The sequence below is a fragment of the Citrifermentans bemidjiense Bem genome (genome assembly GCF_000020725.1).
Classification (GTDB): domain Bacteria; phylum Desulfobacterota; class Desulfuromonadia; order Geobacterales; family Geobacteraceae; genus Geomonas; species Geomonas bemidjiensis.
Genome location: NC_011146.1, coordinates 544,216 through 559,362, shown reverse-complemented (window position 1 = coordinate 559,362; position 15,147 = coordinate 544,216). Strand labels below are relative to the sequence as shown.

Below are 15,147 nucleotides of genomic sequence, written 5' to 3'. Positions count from 1 at the left end.
CTGTGAGAGAGGATTTCACTGCTGTCAGTAAAGGATGGTTACAGAATGAAGGCGATGGAGCGTAACCCAGGAGAGATGGGGGAGATCGGAATATAGGGGTACCTAAGGGGCACGCTACACGGGTTGGGGAGGCGACGGGGAAGGGGCGGTACAGGGGAAAAGCTGGCGCGCCGGCGGCAGAGGCCGGCGCGCCAGGATGAATGAAATCAGGGGACCGTCTCCGGCTCCGCATCGTCCGTCTCAACTCCCATCGGTGGTGCCTCGCCTTTGGGCAGGACGAGGTTGAGCAGGATTGCCGCGATGCCGCAGAGCGAGACGCCGTGCAGGTGCTGCCCGGCAACGTTGAGGCTGAGGCCGCCGATGCCGAAGACCAGAACCAGCGAGACGATGACCAGGTTGCGCGGGCGGTGCATGTCGACCTGGGCGTGGATCAGGGTGTTGAGACCGACCGATGCGATGGAGCCGAAGAGGAGCATCATGATCCCCCCCATGACCGGCACCGGTATCGACTGCAGGATGGCGTTGAACTTGCCGAAGAAGGCCATGACGATGGCGAAGCCTGCGGCCCAGGTCATGATGACCGGGTTGTAGCAACGGGTGATCATCACCGCCCCGGTCACCTCGGCATAGGTGGTGACGGGTGGGCCGCCGATCAGCGCGGCCGTGCAGACGGCGAGCCCGTCCCCCAGCATGGTGCGGTGCAGGCCCGGCTTCACGGTGTAATCCTTGCCGGTCACAGCCCCGATGGCGACGACGTCGCCGACATGCTCGATGGCCGGGGCAAGCGCCACCGGGATCATGAACAGGACAGCCGCCCAGTTGAACTGCGGGGTCACGAAGGTCGGCACCTCGATCCAGGGGGCGGCGGCGATCTTGGTGAAATCGACCAGCCCCAGGAAGATGGAGAGGACGTAGCCGACGGCGACGCCGGAGAGTACCGGCAAGAGCCGGAAGATCCCCTTGGCGCGCACGGCCACCGCGACGGTCGTGGCAAGCGAGACCGCCGCCACCAGGATGGCGGTTTCGTAATCGACCAGCACACCCTTGCCGTCTCCGGTTTTGCCCATCGCCATGTTGACCGCGACGCCGGCAAGTCCCAGGCCGATGACCATGATGATGGGGCCCACCACCACGGGAGGCATGATGCGGTGGATGAAATCCGCGCCGCGCAGGTAGATCACCAGGGAGAGCGCGAGGTAGAGCCATCCCGCGGCGAAGAGCCCGCCCAAGGTCGCCGGCATCCCCCAGGTCTGGACGCTGTAGACGATGGGCGCTATGAAGGCGAAGGAGGAGCCTAAGAAGATGGGGACCTCGCGCTTGGTGCAGAGCTGGAAGATGAGGGTGCCCACGCCGGCGCCCAAAAGCGCCATGCTCGGATTGAGCCCGGTGAGAATCGGCACCAGCACCAGTGCCCCGAACGCGACAAAAAGGATCTGCGCTCCGGAAAGCGCCTGGCGCCATACCGGTTCTTTTGCTTGTGACATGCAGTTGACCTCGCTAGGAAAGTGATACGGGAGGGAACGCCCCCGCTTTGGTTGCAGCCGGGTGCGTTACTTGGTGCCGAAGATCTTGTCGCCGGCGTCTCCCAAGCCAGGGAGGATGTACCCTTGCTCGTTCAACCGTTCGTCGATCGCCGCGACGTAGATGTCGATCTCCGGGTAGGCAGCGGTGATCTTCGCCAGTCCTTCCGGAGCGGCGACGAGGCAAAGGACGCGGATCTGGAGGCAGCCGTTCTTCTTGAGCATCTCTATGGTGGCGGCCATGGACCCGCCGGTAGCGAGCATGGGGTCGATGATGAGGGCAAGACGCTCGTCCAGGCTCCCGACGAACCTCTCGAAATAGGTATGCGCCTCCAGCGTCTCTTCGTTGCGGGCCAGCCCCACCACGCTCACCTTGGCGTTGGGGATCATGTCCAGTACGCCGTCCAGCATGCCGATGCCGGCGCGCAGGATCGGGACCACCGTCACCTTCTTCCCTTTCAACTGCTGGATCATTACCTTGCTGCCGTCCCAGCCGGTGATGGTTCTAGGCTCGATCTGGAAATCCCTGCTGGCCTCGTAAGCTAGCAGGCAGGCGATCTCCGAGGTGAGTTCGCGGAACTTCTTGGTGCTGATCCCGGCCTCGCGCATCAGGCCGATCTTGTGCTTCACCAACGGATGGTTTACTTCGTGGACACTCATCAGGATCTCCCGGCAAAAATTTTGATGTAACCATACCGGAATTTATCCATACAAACAAGCAGTTGCGCATTAGACGCGACCAATTGGGCACAGTCGGGAGGGAGGGCGAAAAAAAAGGGGGACAGGCTACTTTTTGTTTTTTAAAAGTAGCCTGTCCCCTTTTCTGGTTCAGCTGAACCGGTAGGCGAGGGAAAAATAGGCGGCATAGCAAAGGACGGCCACGGTGGCGACGACGCAGATCAGCGCCAGCAGGCGGTGCGCGCTGTTCTCGTGGCTCCGCTCCTGGTACCCCAGGAGTTTCGCCAGCACGATCCCCCCCACTACGCCGCCGCCATGCCCCCAGTTGTTGATGCCGGGCATGATCAGGCCGAAGAGGACCAGGCTGATCAGCCAGCCGCTCACCTCGCGGGAGACGGCCGCGCCGTAATTGCCGCCGCGGCTCTTGCCGAAATAGAAAAGGGCGCCGATCAGGCCGCAGACGGAGGCGGAAGCGCCGATGGTGAAGGGGATCCCGGCAAAGAAGGAGGCGACGTAGCCGGCAACGCCGCTCAAGGTATAGATGACGAACATGCGGCTCGCGCCGAACTCCGCACTGACCCAAGGGCCGATCTGGCGCAGCGCCATCATGTTGAAAAGGATGTGCAGCAGCCCCCCGTGCAGGTAGTTGGCGGAGATGAGGCTCCAGACGCGCCCAAGCTCCAGCACCGGTATCGTGCCCGTGGCGCCCAGCAGCAGCAAGCTGTTCTGGTCCGGCGACAGGAAGCTCAGGGGGTTCATGTCGAACCCGCGCCTGCCGCTCACCAGCAGCGAGAGTAGGTAGAAGAGCGCATTGGCAGCGATGATCGCCTGCACCACAAAGCCTGCATCGAGCCCTCCGCGCAGCATCTCTCTGAACCTGGCGCCGAAGCTTGGACGCGGCGCACCGCACCAGATGCACTGAGGCTCCCTGGCATCTATCTGTCTTCCGCATCTGGAACACTTTGTGGAACTCATCTGGAATACCCCTGTAATTTCGGCTGCCCCCCACTGTACCATTTCACCTTGATAAAACAACAAAATCAAAGGAAAGTTTTCAAAGAAACAGCCAGCATCTCTGACATAGAAAACGGAAATGCAGTCATTGCGGCACCCACTTGAGATGTTGGATGTTACGGGTTCGCTCAAAGGAACCCGATCAACAAAGAGGAGGGATTTTATGACAGAGATCCAGCTTGATGATTTCGGCCCAAGTAAAGTGATACAGATCTATTCAGCCAAAGAAGGAGTATGGGCGACTTACTGGTTCCGGCCGCGGCCCCGGATGTGATCCGCTTTAGGGGCTAGGGGCTGGGGGGGGCTGGGGGGGGGCTGGGAGGGGCGCTGGTGCTGGTGCTGCCGGGCCCGAAACGGCGACGGCCCGGGCTAGGCGCTGTCCAGGAAGAGGAGCGCGGGGTCCTCGAGGTAGCGGAGCACCTTGCCCAGGAACCTGGCGGCGTCGGCGCCGTCGGTGGCGCGGTGGTCGAAGGTGAGCGACAACGGCAGGATCTTCCTGATGGCGATCTGGCCCCGGTGCACCCAGGGGCGTTCTACGATGCGCCCAAAGCCCATGATGGCGACGTCGGGCCAGTTGATGATGGGAGTGGCGAAGGTGCCGCCGAAGTGGCCGTAGTTGGTGATGGTGAAACTGCTGCCGCGCAGTTCCTCCAACGAAATGCTCCGCTCGCGCGCCTTGCGGCCGAGTTCCTGGACCGCCTGCGCCAGCTCGATGATGCTCTTCTTGTCCACGTCCCGGATCACCGGGACCATGAGCCCCTCCGGGGTGTCCACCGCGATCCCGAAATGGTAGTGCTTTTTCAGCACCAGTTCCTGCGCCTCGTCGTCGATGGAGCCGTTCAAAAGCGGGTGTTCGCGCAGCGCATGCTGGACCGCCTTGATGAAGAAGGGGAGGAAGGTCAGGTGCGCCCCCCGCGACTCCACTTCCCCCTGCTCGCGCCCCCGCATCTCCCATATGTCGGTAATGTCGACCTCTTCCATGCTGGTGACGAAGGCGGTGGTCCTTTGGGAGGCCAGCACGTTCCGGGCGATGGTACGCCGCAGGCCTCTGAGCGGCACCCGTTCCCCGTCTGGCGGCGCCGGCTTCGCTTTCTGCGCCGCCAGGGGAACCTGGTCCAGATCCTCGGGCTTGATGCAGCCGCGCGGCCCGGTGCCCCGCACGCTTTTCAGGTCGATACCCCGCTCCCGGGCCATCTTCCTCACCATCGGGGTCGCCAGTCCCTCGAACCCCGCCGGTGCGGCCGGAGTTGCCTCCTCCTCCGGTTCCGGCAGCGAGCCGACGATGCCGACCGAGGGCGGGCGCTGCGCCGGCCTGCGCTCCCCTTCGGGCTCCTCTTTCTTGGCGGCCTCCTTCGCCTCGGCGAAAGTCACCAGCGTGGCGCCGACCTGAACCGTCTCCCCCTCCTTGCAGTGAAGGCGGGCGACGACACCGGCGCGCGGGGATGGGACCTCGACCACCGCCTTGTCCGTCTCCACCTCGACCAGCGGCTGGTGTTCCGCAACAGCATCCCCTTCCGCCACCAGCCAGCGGCGCAGTTCCACCTCGGCGATGCCTTCGCCCAGATCGGGGAGTTTGAAATCGATAGACATAGTGAACCCCTCAAAACCGAAAAGCGTGACCAGGGAGCAAAGAGCAACAACAAAGCCTTCAGATTTTGCCTTCCTCTGTGTTCCTCTGTGGTGAGAGCCTTTGCTTTTCCCGAGAAAACCTCTGTGGCCTTCGTGAACCCCCGTGCCCTCTGTGTTCCGCATTTCGCCGTTTGCTCCGGCTTTTGTCAGTACTTCAGCACCTCGTCCAGCGCGGCCCGTATCCGGTCGGGGCCCGGCAGGTACTGATCGATCAACTTCGCCAACGGTACCGGCACATCGGGGGCAGTCACCCTCAGAATCGGCGCGCGCAGGTGCAGCATCGCCTCTTCCGCCAGGGTCGCCGCAATCTCGGCGCCGAGCCCGCAGGTCTTGATCGCCTCGTGAACGATGACCGCCCTGCCGGTTTTCTGCACCGAAGAAAGCAGCGCCTCCAGGTCCAGCGGGTTCAGGGTGAGGAGGTCTATCACCTCGGCGTCGTAGCCGTCGATGGCCCTCAGCACCCGCTCCAGCATGCTCCCCCAGGCGACGACGGTAACGGCGGAGCCTTTGCGCGCTACCCGCGCCTTCCCCAACTCCAGCTGATAATCCCCCTCCGGCACCTCCTCCTTCACCATGCGGTAAAGCCGGGTCGGCTCCAGGAACAAAACAGGGTCCGGGTCGCGCAGGGCCGCCAGAAGCAGCCCCTTGGCGTTGTAGGGACCGGACGGCACCACCACCTTGAGGCCGGGGATATGGCAGAAGATCGCCTCCGTACTTTCCTCGTGCAGCTCCGGCGCCTTGATTCCGCCGCCGTAGGGTGTGCGGACCACCAGCGGACAGCTGTAACGCCCGCGGGACCGGGAGCGAAGCCTTGCCGCATGGGCGAAGAGCTGCTCGAAGGCGGAGTAGGTGAAACCCATGAACTGGATCTCCGGCACCGGGCGGAGCCCATAAGCGGCCATCCCGATGGCGGCCCCCATGATGGCCGATTCGCACAGTGGGGTATCCAGCACCCGTTCCGCTCCGAACCGGTCCTGGAGCCCATCCGTGACCCGGAACACCCCGCCGTCCCGCCCCACGTCCTCCCCGAGGAGCACCACCCGGTCGTCGCGCGCCATCTCGTCGGCGAGGGCCTGGTTTATCGCCTGTACCATGTTCAGTTGCGCCATGTCAGCGTCCCTTTCTTTGCCCGGCCTGCCGCGGTGTGAGTGCCGCCAGGGTCGCGTCGAAGAGTTCTGCCGGGTCGGGGGGCGGTACAGCCTCCATCTCCCCTACCCCCCGGTCGATCAGCGAGGTCGCCTCCTCCTTGACCCCCCTCCCCTGTTCCGGGGTCCAGGCGCCGCTCGCAGCTAAGAAGCGCTCCAGCCTGAGGATGGGATCCCGCCCATTCCAAAGCGCCACCTCCTCGTCGGAGCGGTAGCGCCCCGCGTCGTCGGCCGTGGTGTGGTCGGCCATGCGGTAGGTGAGGCATTCCAGGAAGGTGGGGCCACCGCCGCTTGTCGCCTTTTCCAGCGCCTGCTTGGTGGCGCGGTAGACCGCGAGGACGTCGTTGCCGTCCACCTGCACCCCTTCGAACCCGTAGGCGAGCGCCTTCTGTGCCAGCGACGCCGAAGCCGTCTGCCCCTTGAGCGGGACCGAGATGGCCCACTGGTTGTTCTGGCAGATGAAGACTATCGGCAGCTGGTAGACCCCGGCCATGTTCATCGCCTCGTGGAAGTCCCCCTTCGATGTCGCCCCGTCGCCGAAGTAGACCGCCACGGCGGCCGAATCCCGCCGGTAGCGGGCGGCGAGCGCAGCCCCTACAGCATGGGGGATTTGGCTTCCGACGGCCACGCAGAAGGGAAAGATGTTCAGCTGCGGCGGCGTCTTCTGGGCCCGCTCGTCGCCGGCCCAGTACTGGAGGAGCTGCGGGATGGGATACCCCAGCGTCAGGTGCACCCCCATCTCGCGGAAAGAGGGGAACACCCAGTCGTCGGCCTTGAGCGCGAAGGCGCTCCCCACCTGGGCCGCCTCCTGTCCCCGTATGGGCGGGTAGGTTCCCAGGCGCCCCTCCCGCTGTAACGAAACGGCACGCTCGTCGAAGCAGCGCGAGAGCACCATGAGCTGGTACATGCGCCAGATCTGGTCAGCCGACAACTCAGGCATGAGGTCGAGATCGGCGCTGCCGTTCTCATTAAGAACGCTTACGCGTTTAACTTGGAAAGTGGCAAGGACTTCTTCGGGCATGGTCGGCCCCTTCCGCGGAGGTGGCGATCAAAGAATTACGAGAGTGTAAATGCACACTTGGAGGATGTCAAAAACGAGTTTAAAAAAAGGAGGGACTTTCGACCCCGCCCCCGCAAGGGGCACGGGGCTAATGAATGAGATTATTAGAAGCGCGGGAGTGGGGGAGTTAGGCGTTCTTTTTAATCTTCCCGTAGATCACCGGGACTAGTGCGAAGAGCCCGAGGAGCGCGAAAGAACCGAGCACCCGGGGAGAGGCGACGTCGGAGAGGGAGTTGATGGTGGCGAGGCTCGCCCCGGCATTCACGAAGACGAACCCTCCCGGGATGATCCCGATAAGCGTCCCAGGGACGAAGACGCGTAGCGGCAGCCGGGTGAGGCCGGCCGCGAGGTTGATGAGGAAAAAGGGAAACAGCGGCACCAGCCTCAGAAAGAGCAGGTAATTGAAACCGCGCGTTTCCAGCTCCCGGTTGAGCCCCTCCAGTTTCGGTCCGAACTTGTCGAGCACGAGGTCGCGCAGCAGGTAGCGTGTCACCACGAAAGCGAGCGTCGCTCCGACTGTTGCGGCCATGACGGCGTAGAAGGTCCCGGCGAGGGAGCCGAAGATGGCGCCTGCCGCGAGCGACAGAATGGCTGCACCGGGAAGCGAGAGCGCCGTCTGCAGGATGTAAAGTGCCATGAACCCGGCGACGGTGGCGGCCTGGTGCGCCGCGTAGTACTGGATGAGCGCCTGCCGGTTGGCCTTGAGCGACTCCAGGGTCAGGTAACGGCCGAGGTCGAGGTAGAAGAAGAGCGCCACTGCGATGACGGCAGCGACAAGTATGAGGATCTTTTTCAGGTTCATGCGGAGCGGCTCCTAACTGCAGATAAAGATTGAGATTGAGATTAAGACTAAGAGAAAGAATTATCGGTAGATGATCTACGTACACTGAGAAGTGATTTTTCTCAATCTCAATCTCAATCTCAATCTTAATCTTAATCTCACTTTATCTTTATCTGGTTTTTATTCCCTTTGCCAGCGAAGCCATGCCCCCATCAGCTTCTTGACTCGCGGGGTCAACCTGCCGCGGTTGTAGCTGTCGGCAAGCTTTCTGAGGCTCTCCGCCTGAGTGGGGTAGGGATGGATGGTGCGCCCTATGGCGGAGAGCCCCAAGCCGGCGTTTATGGCAAGGGCGACCTCGCCGATCATCTCCCCCGCGTGGCGCGCGACTATGGTGGCGCCCAGGATGACGTCGCTCCCTTTTTTCAGGTGCACCCGCGCAAACCCTTCGCTCTCCCCGTCCAGGACGGCACGATCCACATCGCCAAAGGGGATGGTGAGGGTCTCGACCTTCAACCCGCGCGCCAGGGCGTCCGCTTGGTACATCCCGACATGCGCCACCTCGGGGTCGGTATAGGTGCACCACGGCACGGTCAGGCTGGAGTTCTTCCTCCTCCCCGGAAAAAGAGAGTTTTCTATCACTATCCTCGCCTGCGCGTCGGCTACGTGGGTGAACTTGTAGCCGGAGCAGATGTCTCCGGCGGCATAGATGCGCCGGTTGGTGGTCTGCAGGTAATCGTTCACCTTGACCCCGCTCTTGTCGTATTCCACTCCCGCGGCCTCGAGCCCCAGCCCCTCGGTGTTGGGCGCGCGCCCCGCTCCGACCAGAATGGCGTCGACGGCAATCTCGAACCCTACCCCGTCCCGCTCCAGGAGAAGCCGTTTTTCCGAGCCGCTGCTCCAGGCCCTGACGAGCTTCGCCCCGAGTTCCAGTTCGATCCCCTCACGCCGGAAAGCCGTTTCGAGGATAGCGGCCGCATCGCGGTCCTCGCGCCCCAGAATCCCAGATCCCCGCTCGACCAGGGTCACCTTGCTTCCGAAACGGGCGAAGGCCTGCGCCAGCTCGCAACCGACGGGGCCCGAACCAATCACCGCAAGCCTGGCGGGAAGCGAGGTGAGCGAGAAGACCGTCTCGTTGGTCAGGCATCCCGCCTCCTCCAGACCCGGAACCGGGGGGATGGCCGCCCGGGCGCCGGTGCAGAGCGCAGCCTTGGCGAAATGGAGCGCGGCCCCTTCGACTTGGAGGGTGTCCGGGGCGGTGAAGGTCCCTTGTCCCAGGTAGACGTCGACACCCAACTCATCCCGGAAGCGGAGCGCCGAGTCGTGGCGGCTGATCCCGGCCCTCAACCTGCGCATCCGCTGCAGCGCCGCGGCAAAATCGGCCAGCAGCGCGTCGCCCCCGACTACGCCGAAGCCGCCGCTATGACGGGCATCGAAGACGGCACGCGAGGCACGGATCAGCGCTTTCGACGGGACGCAGCCGACGTTCAGGCAGTCTCCCCCGAGAGCCAGCCGCTCGACCAGAGCCACGCGCGCCCCCAACGAAGCCGCCCCAGCGGCGCAGACAAGGCCCGCGGTCCCGGCGCCGACCACCACCAGGTTGTAACGTCCCGATGGCACCGGGTTGATCCAACTTTTCGGGCACACGTTGGCCTCAAGTTCCCTGTTCTCCGCCGTGTCCGGCTGAAACACAAATTGGTCGCTCATCGCAGTCATCCTTTGCAAGGTTTTCCTCAATGCATTAACATAGTGAAGATACAGTAGCCGCTCGCATGGGCAAAGCAGCAACTTAGGCGAGGATAATTCAGGGTGAACTTTTCCGCCAATTACCTTATCATCTTCTCAGCGGCTGGCAGATAGCAATCCCACCTTTCCTCCCCTCTGCCAGCTGTGCAGTTCATAAAGCTTATCCGGTAAAGTGCTCCCCTTCCGAAGAAGTTCAGAAGCATCGGAGGAGTCATGAACGATGCAGATAGCAAAAATGCTGTGAATCGTTCCAGAGACCGCAACGCCTTTGACAGCGACAACGCCAACCTGTCCACCGAAGAACTGGTCAGGGAACTGCAGGTCTATACCGACCTCTACGAGTTCTCCCCCGTAGGCCTTTTCACCCTCGACGACGCCGGGAACATCCGTAGCGTCAACAACACCGGGGCCAGCCTCCTCGGCAGGGCTCGGCCGGAACTGGTCGGTGTCCCTTTCGAGCAGGCGGTGGCGGAGCCCTCCAAGGGGGACTTCTCCGTTTTGCTAAACGACGCCCGCACCAGCCAGTCCAAATCCGCCTGCGAATTAACCCTCATCTCCGACTCCTCCCGCCAGCTGCCGGTGCGCATAGATGCCCTCTGCTGCAAAGAGGGGACCGAATACCGGCTGTCGGTTCTCGACATCACCAAGCGCAAGCAGTCGGAGCTGGCGCTCCAGCGTTCCGAGGCCCGCTACCGCCGCCTGTTCGAGACCGCCAAAGACGGCATCATGATTGTCGAAGCGGACAGCGGCGCCATCGCCGAGGTCAACCCTTTCCTGGTCGACATACTCGGTTGCAAACGGGAAGCGCTCCTGGGCAAAACGGTCTGGGAGCTCGGCTTCTTCGCCCGCATCGTACCGGGCGCCTCCGACTTCAAGGCGATGCAGCAAAAGGAATACTTCCATGGCGATGACCTGCTGCTCGCCACGGTGGGGGGGCGGGACATCCCCGTGGAGGTGGTAAGCAACTGCTACCAGTCCGAGCAAAGCAGTGTGGTGCAGTTCAACATACGCGACATCAGCATCCGCAAGAACGCGGAACAGGCACTGCTCACCAGCGAAGAACAGTGCCGGACCATAGTCAGCAACATCAACGAGTACGTCTACAGCGTCCGCTTCGAAGAGGGTGACATCACCTCCGTCTACCACAGCCCGAAGTGCTTCGACATCACCGGATACACCCCGGACGAGTACTACCGGGACCCCCTGCTCTGGTTCACCATGATCCACGAGGAGGACAGAAACCTGGTGGTCGAGTTTCTGAACGGCATCTTCGCCGGGCTGGACCACGAGCCGATACGTCACCGCATCATCCATAAGGACGGCTCGGTGCGCTGGATAGTCAACAACTGCGCCGTGCAGAGGCAGCGCAGGGGGGACCGCCTCAGCATCACGCGACTGGACGGCTTCATCCTGGACATCACCGACATCAAAAGGGCCGAGGAAAACATCTTCTTCCTGGCCCACCACGATCCGCTCACCAAGCTTCCCAACCGCAGCACCCTCTACGAGCGCATGGAGCAGGTGATCTGCGCGGCCCAGAAGAGTTCGCGCAACGTGGCCCTGCTTTTCCTCGACATCGACGGTTTCAAGCAGATCAACGATTCCATGGGGCACGACGTAGGGGACAGGCTGCTGCAATCGGTAGCCAAAAGACTCAGCGACTGCACCCGCTCCTGCGACGTCGTCTCCAGGCTTGGGGGGGACGAATTCGTGGTGATGCTGTGGGACTGCGGCGAGACCGAGACCACGGTGGTCGCGGAAAAGGTCATCAACGCAGGTTTCCCGGTTCTGGGCAGCAACGTCACCGTGACCCCCAGCATCGGGATCAGCGTCTTCCCCGACGACGGCCGCGATTACCTGACGCTCTTGAAGCACGCCGACATCGCCATGTACCACGCCAAGAAATCCGGGGGAAACAACTTCCAGTTCTTCACCCACCGGCTGAACGAGATAGCGCACGAGAGGTTCGTGCTGGAAGCGGAGCTGCGCCGGGCGCTGGACCGGGAAGAATTCGTCCTTTATTACCAGCCCAAGGTCGACCTCTCGACCGGGAGGTTCAGCGGCATGGAGGCGCTGATCAGGTGGCAGCACCCGGCCCACGGGCTGATGCTCCCGGAGAGCTTCATCCGCATCGCCGAGGAATCCGGCCTTCTCACCCAGATCAGCAAGTGGATCATCCCGACCGTCTGCCGCCAGATTCAACAGTGGCAGCAGCAGGGAATAAACTCCGTTTCCGCTGCGGTCAACCTCTCTGCCAGCTTCTTCCAGCACCCCGACTTCGAGGAAACCATCGAAGACTCACTACTGCAAACCGGCATCGCCCCGGAGTGCCTGGAATTGGAGCTCACCGAGGCGACCATCATGAGCGACCCGCAGCGGGTCTTAGGGAGCATGGCGGCCATGAAGGCGCTCGGGCTGCAGCTTTCCATAGACGACTTCGGCACCGGCTATTCCAGCCTGAGCTACCTGAAAAAACTCCCCGTCGACAAGCTGAAGATAGATCAATCCTTCATCCACAACATCGCCCGCGACGCCGACAACGCCGCCGTGGTGCGTGCCGTGATCAGCATCGGGCGCAGCATGCAGCTCAGGGTGATCGCCGAGGGGGTGGAGAACGCGTCCCAGCTCGCCTGGCTGCAGGCCGAAGGGAGCGAGGAAGCGCAAGGGTATTATTTCAGCCGCCCCCTGCCGGTGGCGAAGATGACCGCGCTTTTGAAACAGAGGGCGAACTTCCTGCACAACCCGCGCGGAAAGACACAGTCGAAGACGCTTTAACCCCCGGAAATCAGATCCCTGCTGCTAAACGGCAAAGAAAAGGCTGGCAGGTCGCGGTTTCCCGGCCCTGCCAGCCTTTTTCCCCCCTCAGGTCACGCCTCAACGGTCAGTCGGCGGTGACGTCCTCCTCGTCCTCAAAATCGTACTCTTCGTCTCCACCCTGGTCCTGGTCCTCGTCGTCGTTCAGCATCTGGTCCGAGCCGGGATACTCTCCCTGCATCATGTCGTGCATCTTTTGCATGTCCGCGGTCAGCTCGGCCCGCTGCTGCACCATGGTCGCCACGGTCTCCGCCACCAGGTCCAGTTTCGCCTGGCCGTCAGCCTGCCGCATCCGCTGCACCAACTGGGCCAGCTCCGCGTCCTGGCTTTTTACCTTCTCCATCATGTCGTCCATCATCATGGCGTGGTCGGGGTTCCCCTTGGGGCAGTCGCACCCCGGCCTCCCGCCGTAGGGACCTTTTCCCTGACGGCCCCGACCCACTGGGCTTGGCCGGGCACAGCACCCCGCCCCGTCGCACTCCACGAAGATCGATTGCAGCTCTTTCTTCACCAGCCCGGAATCGATCCGCTCCTTTTGCACCATCTCTTCCAGCTGCCGCAGGTGCGTCTTCACCTGCACCAGATGCTCGTCCATCATCTTCTGCCGCTCCGGCGGCAGCCGCATTGCGCCAAGCGCCGTTGCCCTTTGTTTTTCCATCTCGTCGACGCTGCGCCGCATCTCGGAGACGGCGGTGCGTGCCAACGAAGGCTGCACAACCGGGCCCTGGTCCGCCGCCTGGTAAAGGGTCTGGGCGAAGTTGGCGACGTTTCTGTGATAGGCCCGCATCAGCAGGTGGGCGGGTGTCGGCATCATCTCCTGATTCATTTGCTGTCCGGGAGGCACTTGGCGTATCGTCGCAGCGGCACCGGTCCCGCCGGCGCGTCCGGCAGTTGCGCCACCGTTTGCGGCAAAACAAGGTACTGCGGCAAGGGCAAGAACTGTTATTACTGCAGCTGTGATTCTCACTGGCAACCTCCCCTTTTCGTTTTTCTGTCAACCAGAGCCCCGGACAGCGGTTGCGACTGGTCTTTCACTCTACAAAGGCCGTCTTCCCTGAATCAGGTTGATTATAACCACGATGATGGCAAGCACCAGCAGCAGGTGAATGAATCCACCCAAGGTATAGCTGGTTACCAGCCCGAGAAGCCACAGGATCAGCAAGATAACCACGATGGTCCACAGCATGTCGTCCTCCTTTTGGAAGCGCCCTGTTACAGCAGCCGGCCGCCTCCGGTTGTTTTTTACCTCACTTTCCCACCCTGAGCCGAGTGATGTTTTCCATGAGCCCGAATACGTTCAAAAGCCAGATTACCACCACGATGACCACCACCGCGTTGAGGATCGACTTGATGGAACCTGCCATCGGGACATAGGTGTTCACCAGCCAAAGCAGTACTCCCACCACGATGAGAACCAGTAAGACCTGTATCAGGGGCATGACGGATACACCTCCCTTGTCGTTCGTCGTCCGGAACCTGATCTCCCCCAGCGCCGGGACCCTGTAATTGCCCGACCGTTTCGATCACCAGCAGAGCGACCGCAACCACCACCGGCGCCTTGGAGAGAAGCTGCTTCAGGACACGCGGGCTGCCAGGCTCTTAAGGCAGCACCGCGTCAGGCGCCTACTTCTCCGTTTTCTTCTCTGCCTTTCCGGCGGTTTTTTGCACCTTGCCGGTCACCTTCTCCGCCCTTCCCTGATGCTCCATGGATACGTTGCGGCTGATGTTGCCGGCTTCTTCCTTCACCTGTCCTTTCAACTCGTGCAGCTTGCCTTTTGTCTGGTCTTTCGTGCTCGGTTTCATGGTTTTTACCTCCTGACCGATTACCTTCGTGCCGGATGATGCATCTTGCCTGATGACTGCGGCCGCTCTGCTGGTGATCGATGCTGCAGCGGGTGCTGCGCAGGGGAAATGGGTTGTGTGAACCACGGGAAATCCAAACCATTAATTAATGCTCATTTTACAACTCGTCTAGTGTATATGGGGGTGATTTGGTGTCAAGCGGGGGGCGGCGTGCCTTAGGCAGCCAAGGAAGGGATGCGCGGGGAGGAAATATGCAGGGGAATCGGCAGGAGGGGGTGCGTGGTGCACCCCCCTCACGGCCTGGTCAACTGAGCGAGGTGAGACCCTGGCGTACGGCGTACTTGGTCAACTCGGCGATGCTGAAAAGGTCCAGCTTTTTCATGATGCTGTGCCGCTGGTTCTCCACCGTCTTCACGCTGACACCGAAGCTGAAGGCGATCTCCTTCGCGTTTCTGCCGTCGGCGATCAGCTGCAGGATCTCCCTTTCCCGCTGTGAGAGGTTCTCGTAGGTAGCCGGCACCTCGTCGGGAATGCGCTGCAGGTACTCCTTGATCAAAAGCGTGGTCACCCTGGAAGGGAGATAGGTCTCCCCCGTGGCGACGGCCCGGATCGCAGTGGCGAGTTCGGCAAAGGCCGAGTCCTTGAGGACGTAGCCGTTGGCGCCTGCCTTCAGTACCTCCACCACGAAGCGCCGGTCCGACTCCATGGAAAGCGCCAGCACCCGCGCCTGCGGCCACTCCGCGATGATGGCGCGCGTGGCGTCGATGCCATTTAGGTCGGGCATGGTGATATCCATAACCGTGACGTCGGGGCGCTTTTCGCGGGCCAATCGGATCGCCTCGGCGCCGGTGGCAGCCTCGGCGATCACCTCCATATCCTGTTCCTTGTCGATCAGTACGCGCAACCCCTGCCTCACTATGGTGTGGTCGTCCACGATCAGTACCTTCATACTCATATCCC

14 protein-coding genes are annotated in these 15,147 nt (G+C 62.1%); 1 reads left to right on the top strand and 13 read right to left on the bottom strand.

Features of this window, described 5'->3' with window-relative positions; genetic code table 11:
- Positions 1–206: 206 nt before the first annotated feature.
- The 8 genes from GBEM_RS02285 to GBEM_RS02250 all read right to left on the bottom strand — a co-directional run bounded on the left by GBEM_RS02285 (position 207) and on the right by GBEM_RS02250 (position 9,531).
- Positions 207–1,484, bottom strand: a complete 1,278-nt coding sequence (locus GBEM_RS02285; RefSeq protein WP_012528900.1) for a uracil-xanthine permease family protein — start codon at positions 1,482–1,484, stop codon at positions 207–209.
- 66 nt (positions 1,485–1,550) lie between these two features.
- Complete coding sequence (gene upp, locus GBEM_RS02280) at positions 1,551–2,180, bottom strand: uracil phosphoribosyltransferase (RefSeq protein WP_012528899.1); 630 nt, start codon at positions 2,178–2,180, stop codon at positions 1,551–1,553.
- 168 nt (positions 2,181–2,348) lie between these two features.
- Entirely contained in the window at positions 2,349–3,173 is an 825-nt protein-coding gene (locus GBEM_RS02275; protein ID WP_012528898.1) for a rhomboid family intramembrane serine protease, read from the bottom strand.
- 408 nt (positions 3,174–3,581) lie between these two features.
- A complete protein-coding gene (locus tag GBEM_RS02270) occupies positions 3,582–4,802 on the bottom strand; it encodes a dihydrolipoamide acetyltransferase family protein (protein WP_012528897.1) in 1,221 nt (406 codons plus the stop codon).
- A 185-nt stretch (positions 4,803–4,987) separates the two neighbouring features.
- On the bottom strand, positions 4,988–5,950 hold the full coding sequence (locus GBEM_RS02265) for an alpha-ketoacid dehydrogenase subunit beta (RefSeq protein ID WP_012528896.1): 963 nt from the start codon (positions 5,948–5,950) through the stop codon (positions 4,988–4,990).
- A 1-nt stretch (position 5,951) separates the two neighbouring features.
- Positions 5,952–7,007, bottom strand: coding sequence for a pyruvate dehydrogenase (acetyl-transferring) E1 component subunit alpha (gene pdhA, locus GBEM_RS02260; protein WP_012528895.1), 1,056 nt, complete (start codon positions 7,005–7,007; stop codon positions 5,952–5,954).
- Positions 7,008–7,173: 166 nt separating this feature from the next.
- Positions 7,174–7,848 carry a TVP38/TMEM64 family protein gene (locus GBEM_RS02255; protein WP_012528894.1) on the bottom strand — a complete coding sequence of 225 codons (675 nt, stop codon included), beginning with the start codon at positions 7,846–7,848 and terminating at the stop codon, positions 7,174–7,176.
- A gap of 159 nt (positions 7,849–8,007) precedes the next feature.
- Positions 8,008–9,531 carry a mercuric reductase gene (locus GBEM_RS02250; protein WP_012528893.1) on the bottom strand — a complete coding sequence of 508 codons (1,524 nt, stop codon included), beginning with the start codon at positions 9,529–9,531 and terminating at the stop codon, positions 8,008–8,010.
- Positions 9,532–9,783: 252 nt separating this feature from the next.
- On the opposite strand from GBEM_RS02250, the gene GBEM_RS02245 reads away from it, so the two are divergent.
- Positions 9,784–12,345, top strand: a complete 2,562-nt coding sequence (locus tag GBEM_RS02245; RefSeq protein ID WP_012528892.1) for a bifunctional diguanylate cyclase/phosphodiesterase — start codon at positions 9,784–9,786, stop codon at positions 12,343–12,345.
- Positions 12,346–12,451: 106 nt separating this feature from the next.
- Here the strand turns inward: GBEM_RS02245 and GBEM_RS02240 are convergent, their stop codons facing one another.
- From GBEM_RS02240 to GBEM_RS02225, 5 genes are all read right to left on the bottom strand, one after another.
- Positions 12,452–13,210, bottom strand: coding sequence for a hypothetical protein (locus tag GBEM_RS02240; RefSeq protein ID WP_148212937.1), 759 nt, complete (start codon positions 13,208–13,210; stop codon positions 12,452–12,454).
- A 210-nt stretch (positions 13,211–13,420) separates the two neighbouring features.
- The gene (locus GBEM_RS21155; RefSeq protein ID WP_012528890.1) at positions 13,421–13,570 is read right to left on the bottom strand and encodes a lmo0937 family membrane protein; all 150 of its coding nucleotides are present in this window, start codon (positions 13,568–13,570) and stop codon (positions 13,421–13,423) included.
- A 61-nt stretch (positions 13,571–13,631) separates the two neighbouring features.
- Positions 13,632–13,823: a Thivi_2564 family membrane protein gene (locus tag GBEM_RS02235; RefSeq protein WP_012528889.1), complete on the bottom strand. Its 192-nt coding sequence runs from the start codon at positions 13,821–13,823 to the stop codon at positions 13,632–13,634.
- 184 nt (positions 13,824–14,007) lie between these two features.
- A complete protein-coding gene (locus tag GBEM_RS02230; protein WP_012528888.1) occupies positions 14,008–14,187 on the bottom strand; it encodes a CsbD family protein in 180 nt (59 codons plus the stop codon).
- 304 nt (positions 14,188–14,491) lie between these two features.
- A complete protein-coding gene (locus GBEM_RS02225; protein WP_012528887.1) occupies positions 14,492–15,142 on the bottom strand; it encodes a response regulator transcription factor in 651 nt (216 codons plus the stop codon).
- Positions 15,143–15,147 lie beyond the last annotated feature (5 nt).

Excerpts from the sequence above, each read along its gene's own strand:
- upp (WP_012528899.1), bottom strand. The coding sequence starts at position 2,180 with ATGAGTGTCCACGAAGTAAACCATCCGTTGGTGAAGCACAAGATCGGC.
- GBEM_RS02275 (WP_012528898.1), bottom strand. The coding sequence starts at position 3,173 with ATGAGTTCCACAAAGTGTTCCAGATGCGGAAGACAGATAGATGCCAGG.
- GBEM_RS02255 (WP_012528894.1), bottom strand. The coding sequence starts at position 7,848 with ATGAACCTGAAAAAGATCCTCATACTTGTCGCTGCCGTCATCGCAGTG.
- GBEM_RS02230 (WP_012528888.1), bottom strand. The coding sequence starts at position 14,187 with ATGAAACCGAGCACGAAAGACCAGACAAAAGGCAAGCTGCACGAGTTG.
- GBEM_RS21155 (WP_012528890.1), bottom strand. The coding sequence starts at position 13,570 with ATGCTGTGGACCATCGTGGTTATCTTGCTGATCCTGTGGCTTCTCGGG.
- GBEM_RS02250 (WP_012528893.1), bottom strand. The coding sequence starts at position 9,531 with ATGAGCGACCAATTTGTGTTTCAGCCGGACACGGCGGAGAACAGGGAA.
- GBEM_RS02285 (WP_012528900.1), bottom strand. The coding sequence starts at position 1,484 with ATGTCACAAGCAAAAGAACCGGTATGGCGCCAGGCGCTTTCCGGAGCG.
- GBEM_RS02270 (WP_012528897.1), bottom strand. The coding sequence starts at position 4,802 with ATGTCTATCGATTTCAAACTCCCCGATCTGGGCGAAGGCATCGCCGAG.
- GBEM_RS02240 (WP_148212937.1), bottom strand. The coding sequence starts at position 13,210 with ATGAATCAGGAGATGATGCCGACACCCGCCCACCTGCTGATGCGGGCC.
- GBEM_RS02265 (WP_012528896.1), bottom strand. The coding sequence starts at position 5,950 with ATGGCGCAACTGAACATGGTACAGGCGATAAACCAGGCCCTCGCCGAC.
- pdhA (WP_012528895.1), bottom strand. The coding sequence starts at position 7,007 with ATGCCCGAAGAAGTCCTTGCCACTTTCCAAGTTAAACGCGTAAGCGTT.
- GBEM_RS02235 (WP_012528889.1), bottom strand. The coding sequence starts at position 13,823 with ATGCCCCTGATACAGGTCTTACTGGTTCTCATCGTGGTGGGAGTACTG.
- GBEM_RS02245 (WP_012528892.1), top strand. The coding sequence starts at position 9,784 with ATGAACGATGCAGATAGCAAAAATGCTGTGAATCGTTCCAGAGACCGC.
- GBEM_RS02225 (WP_012528887.1), bottom strand. The coding sequence starts at position 15,142 with ATGAGTATGAAGGTACTGATCGTGGACGACCACACCATAGTGAGGCAG.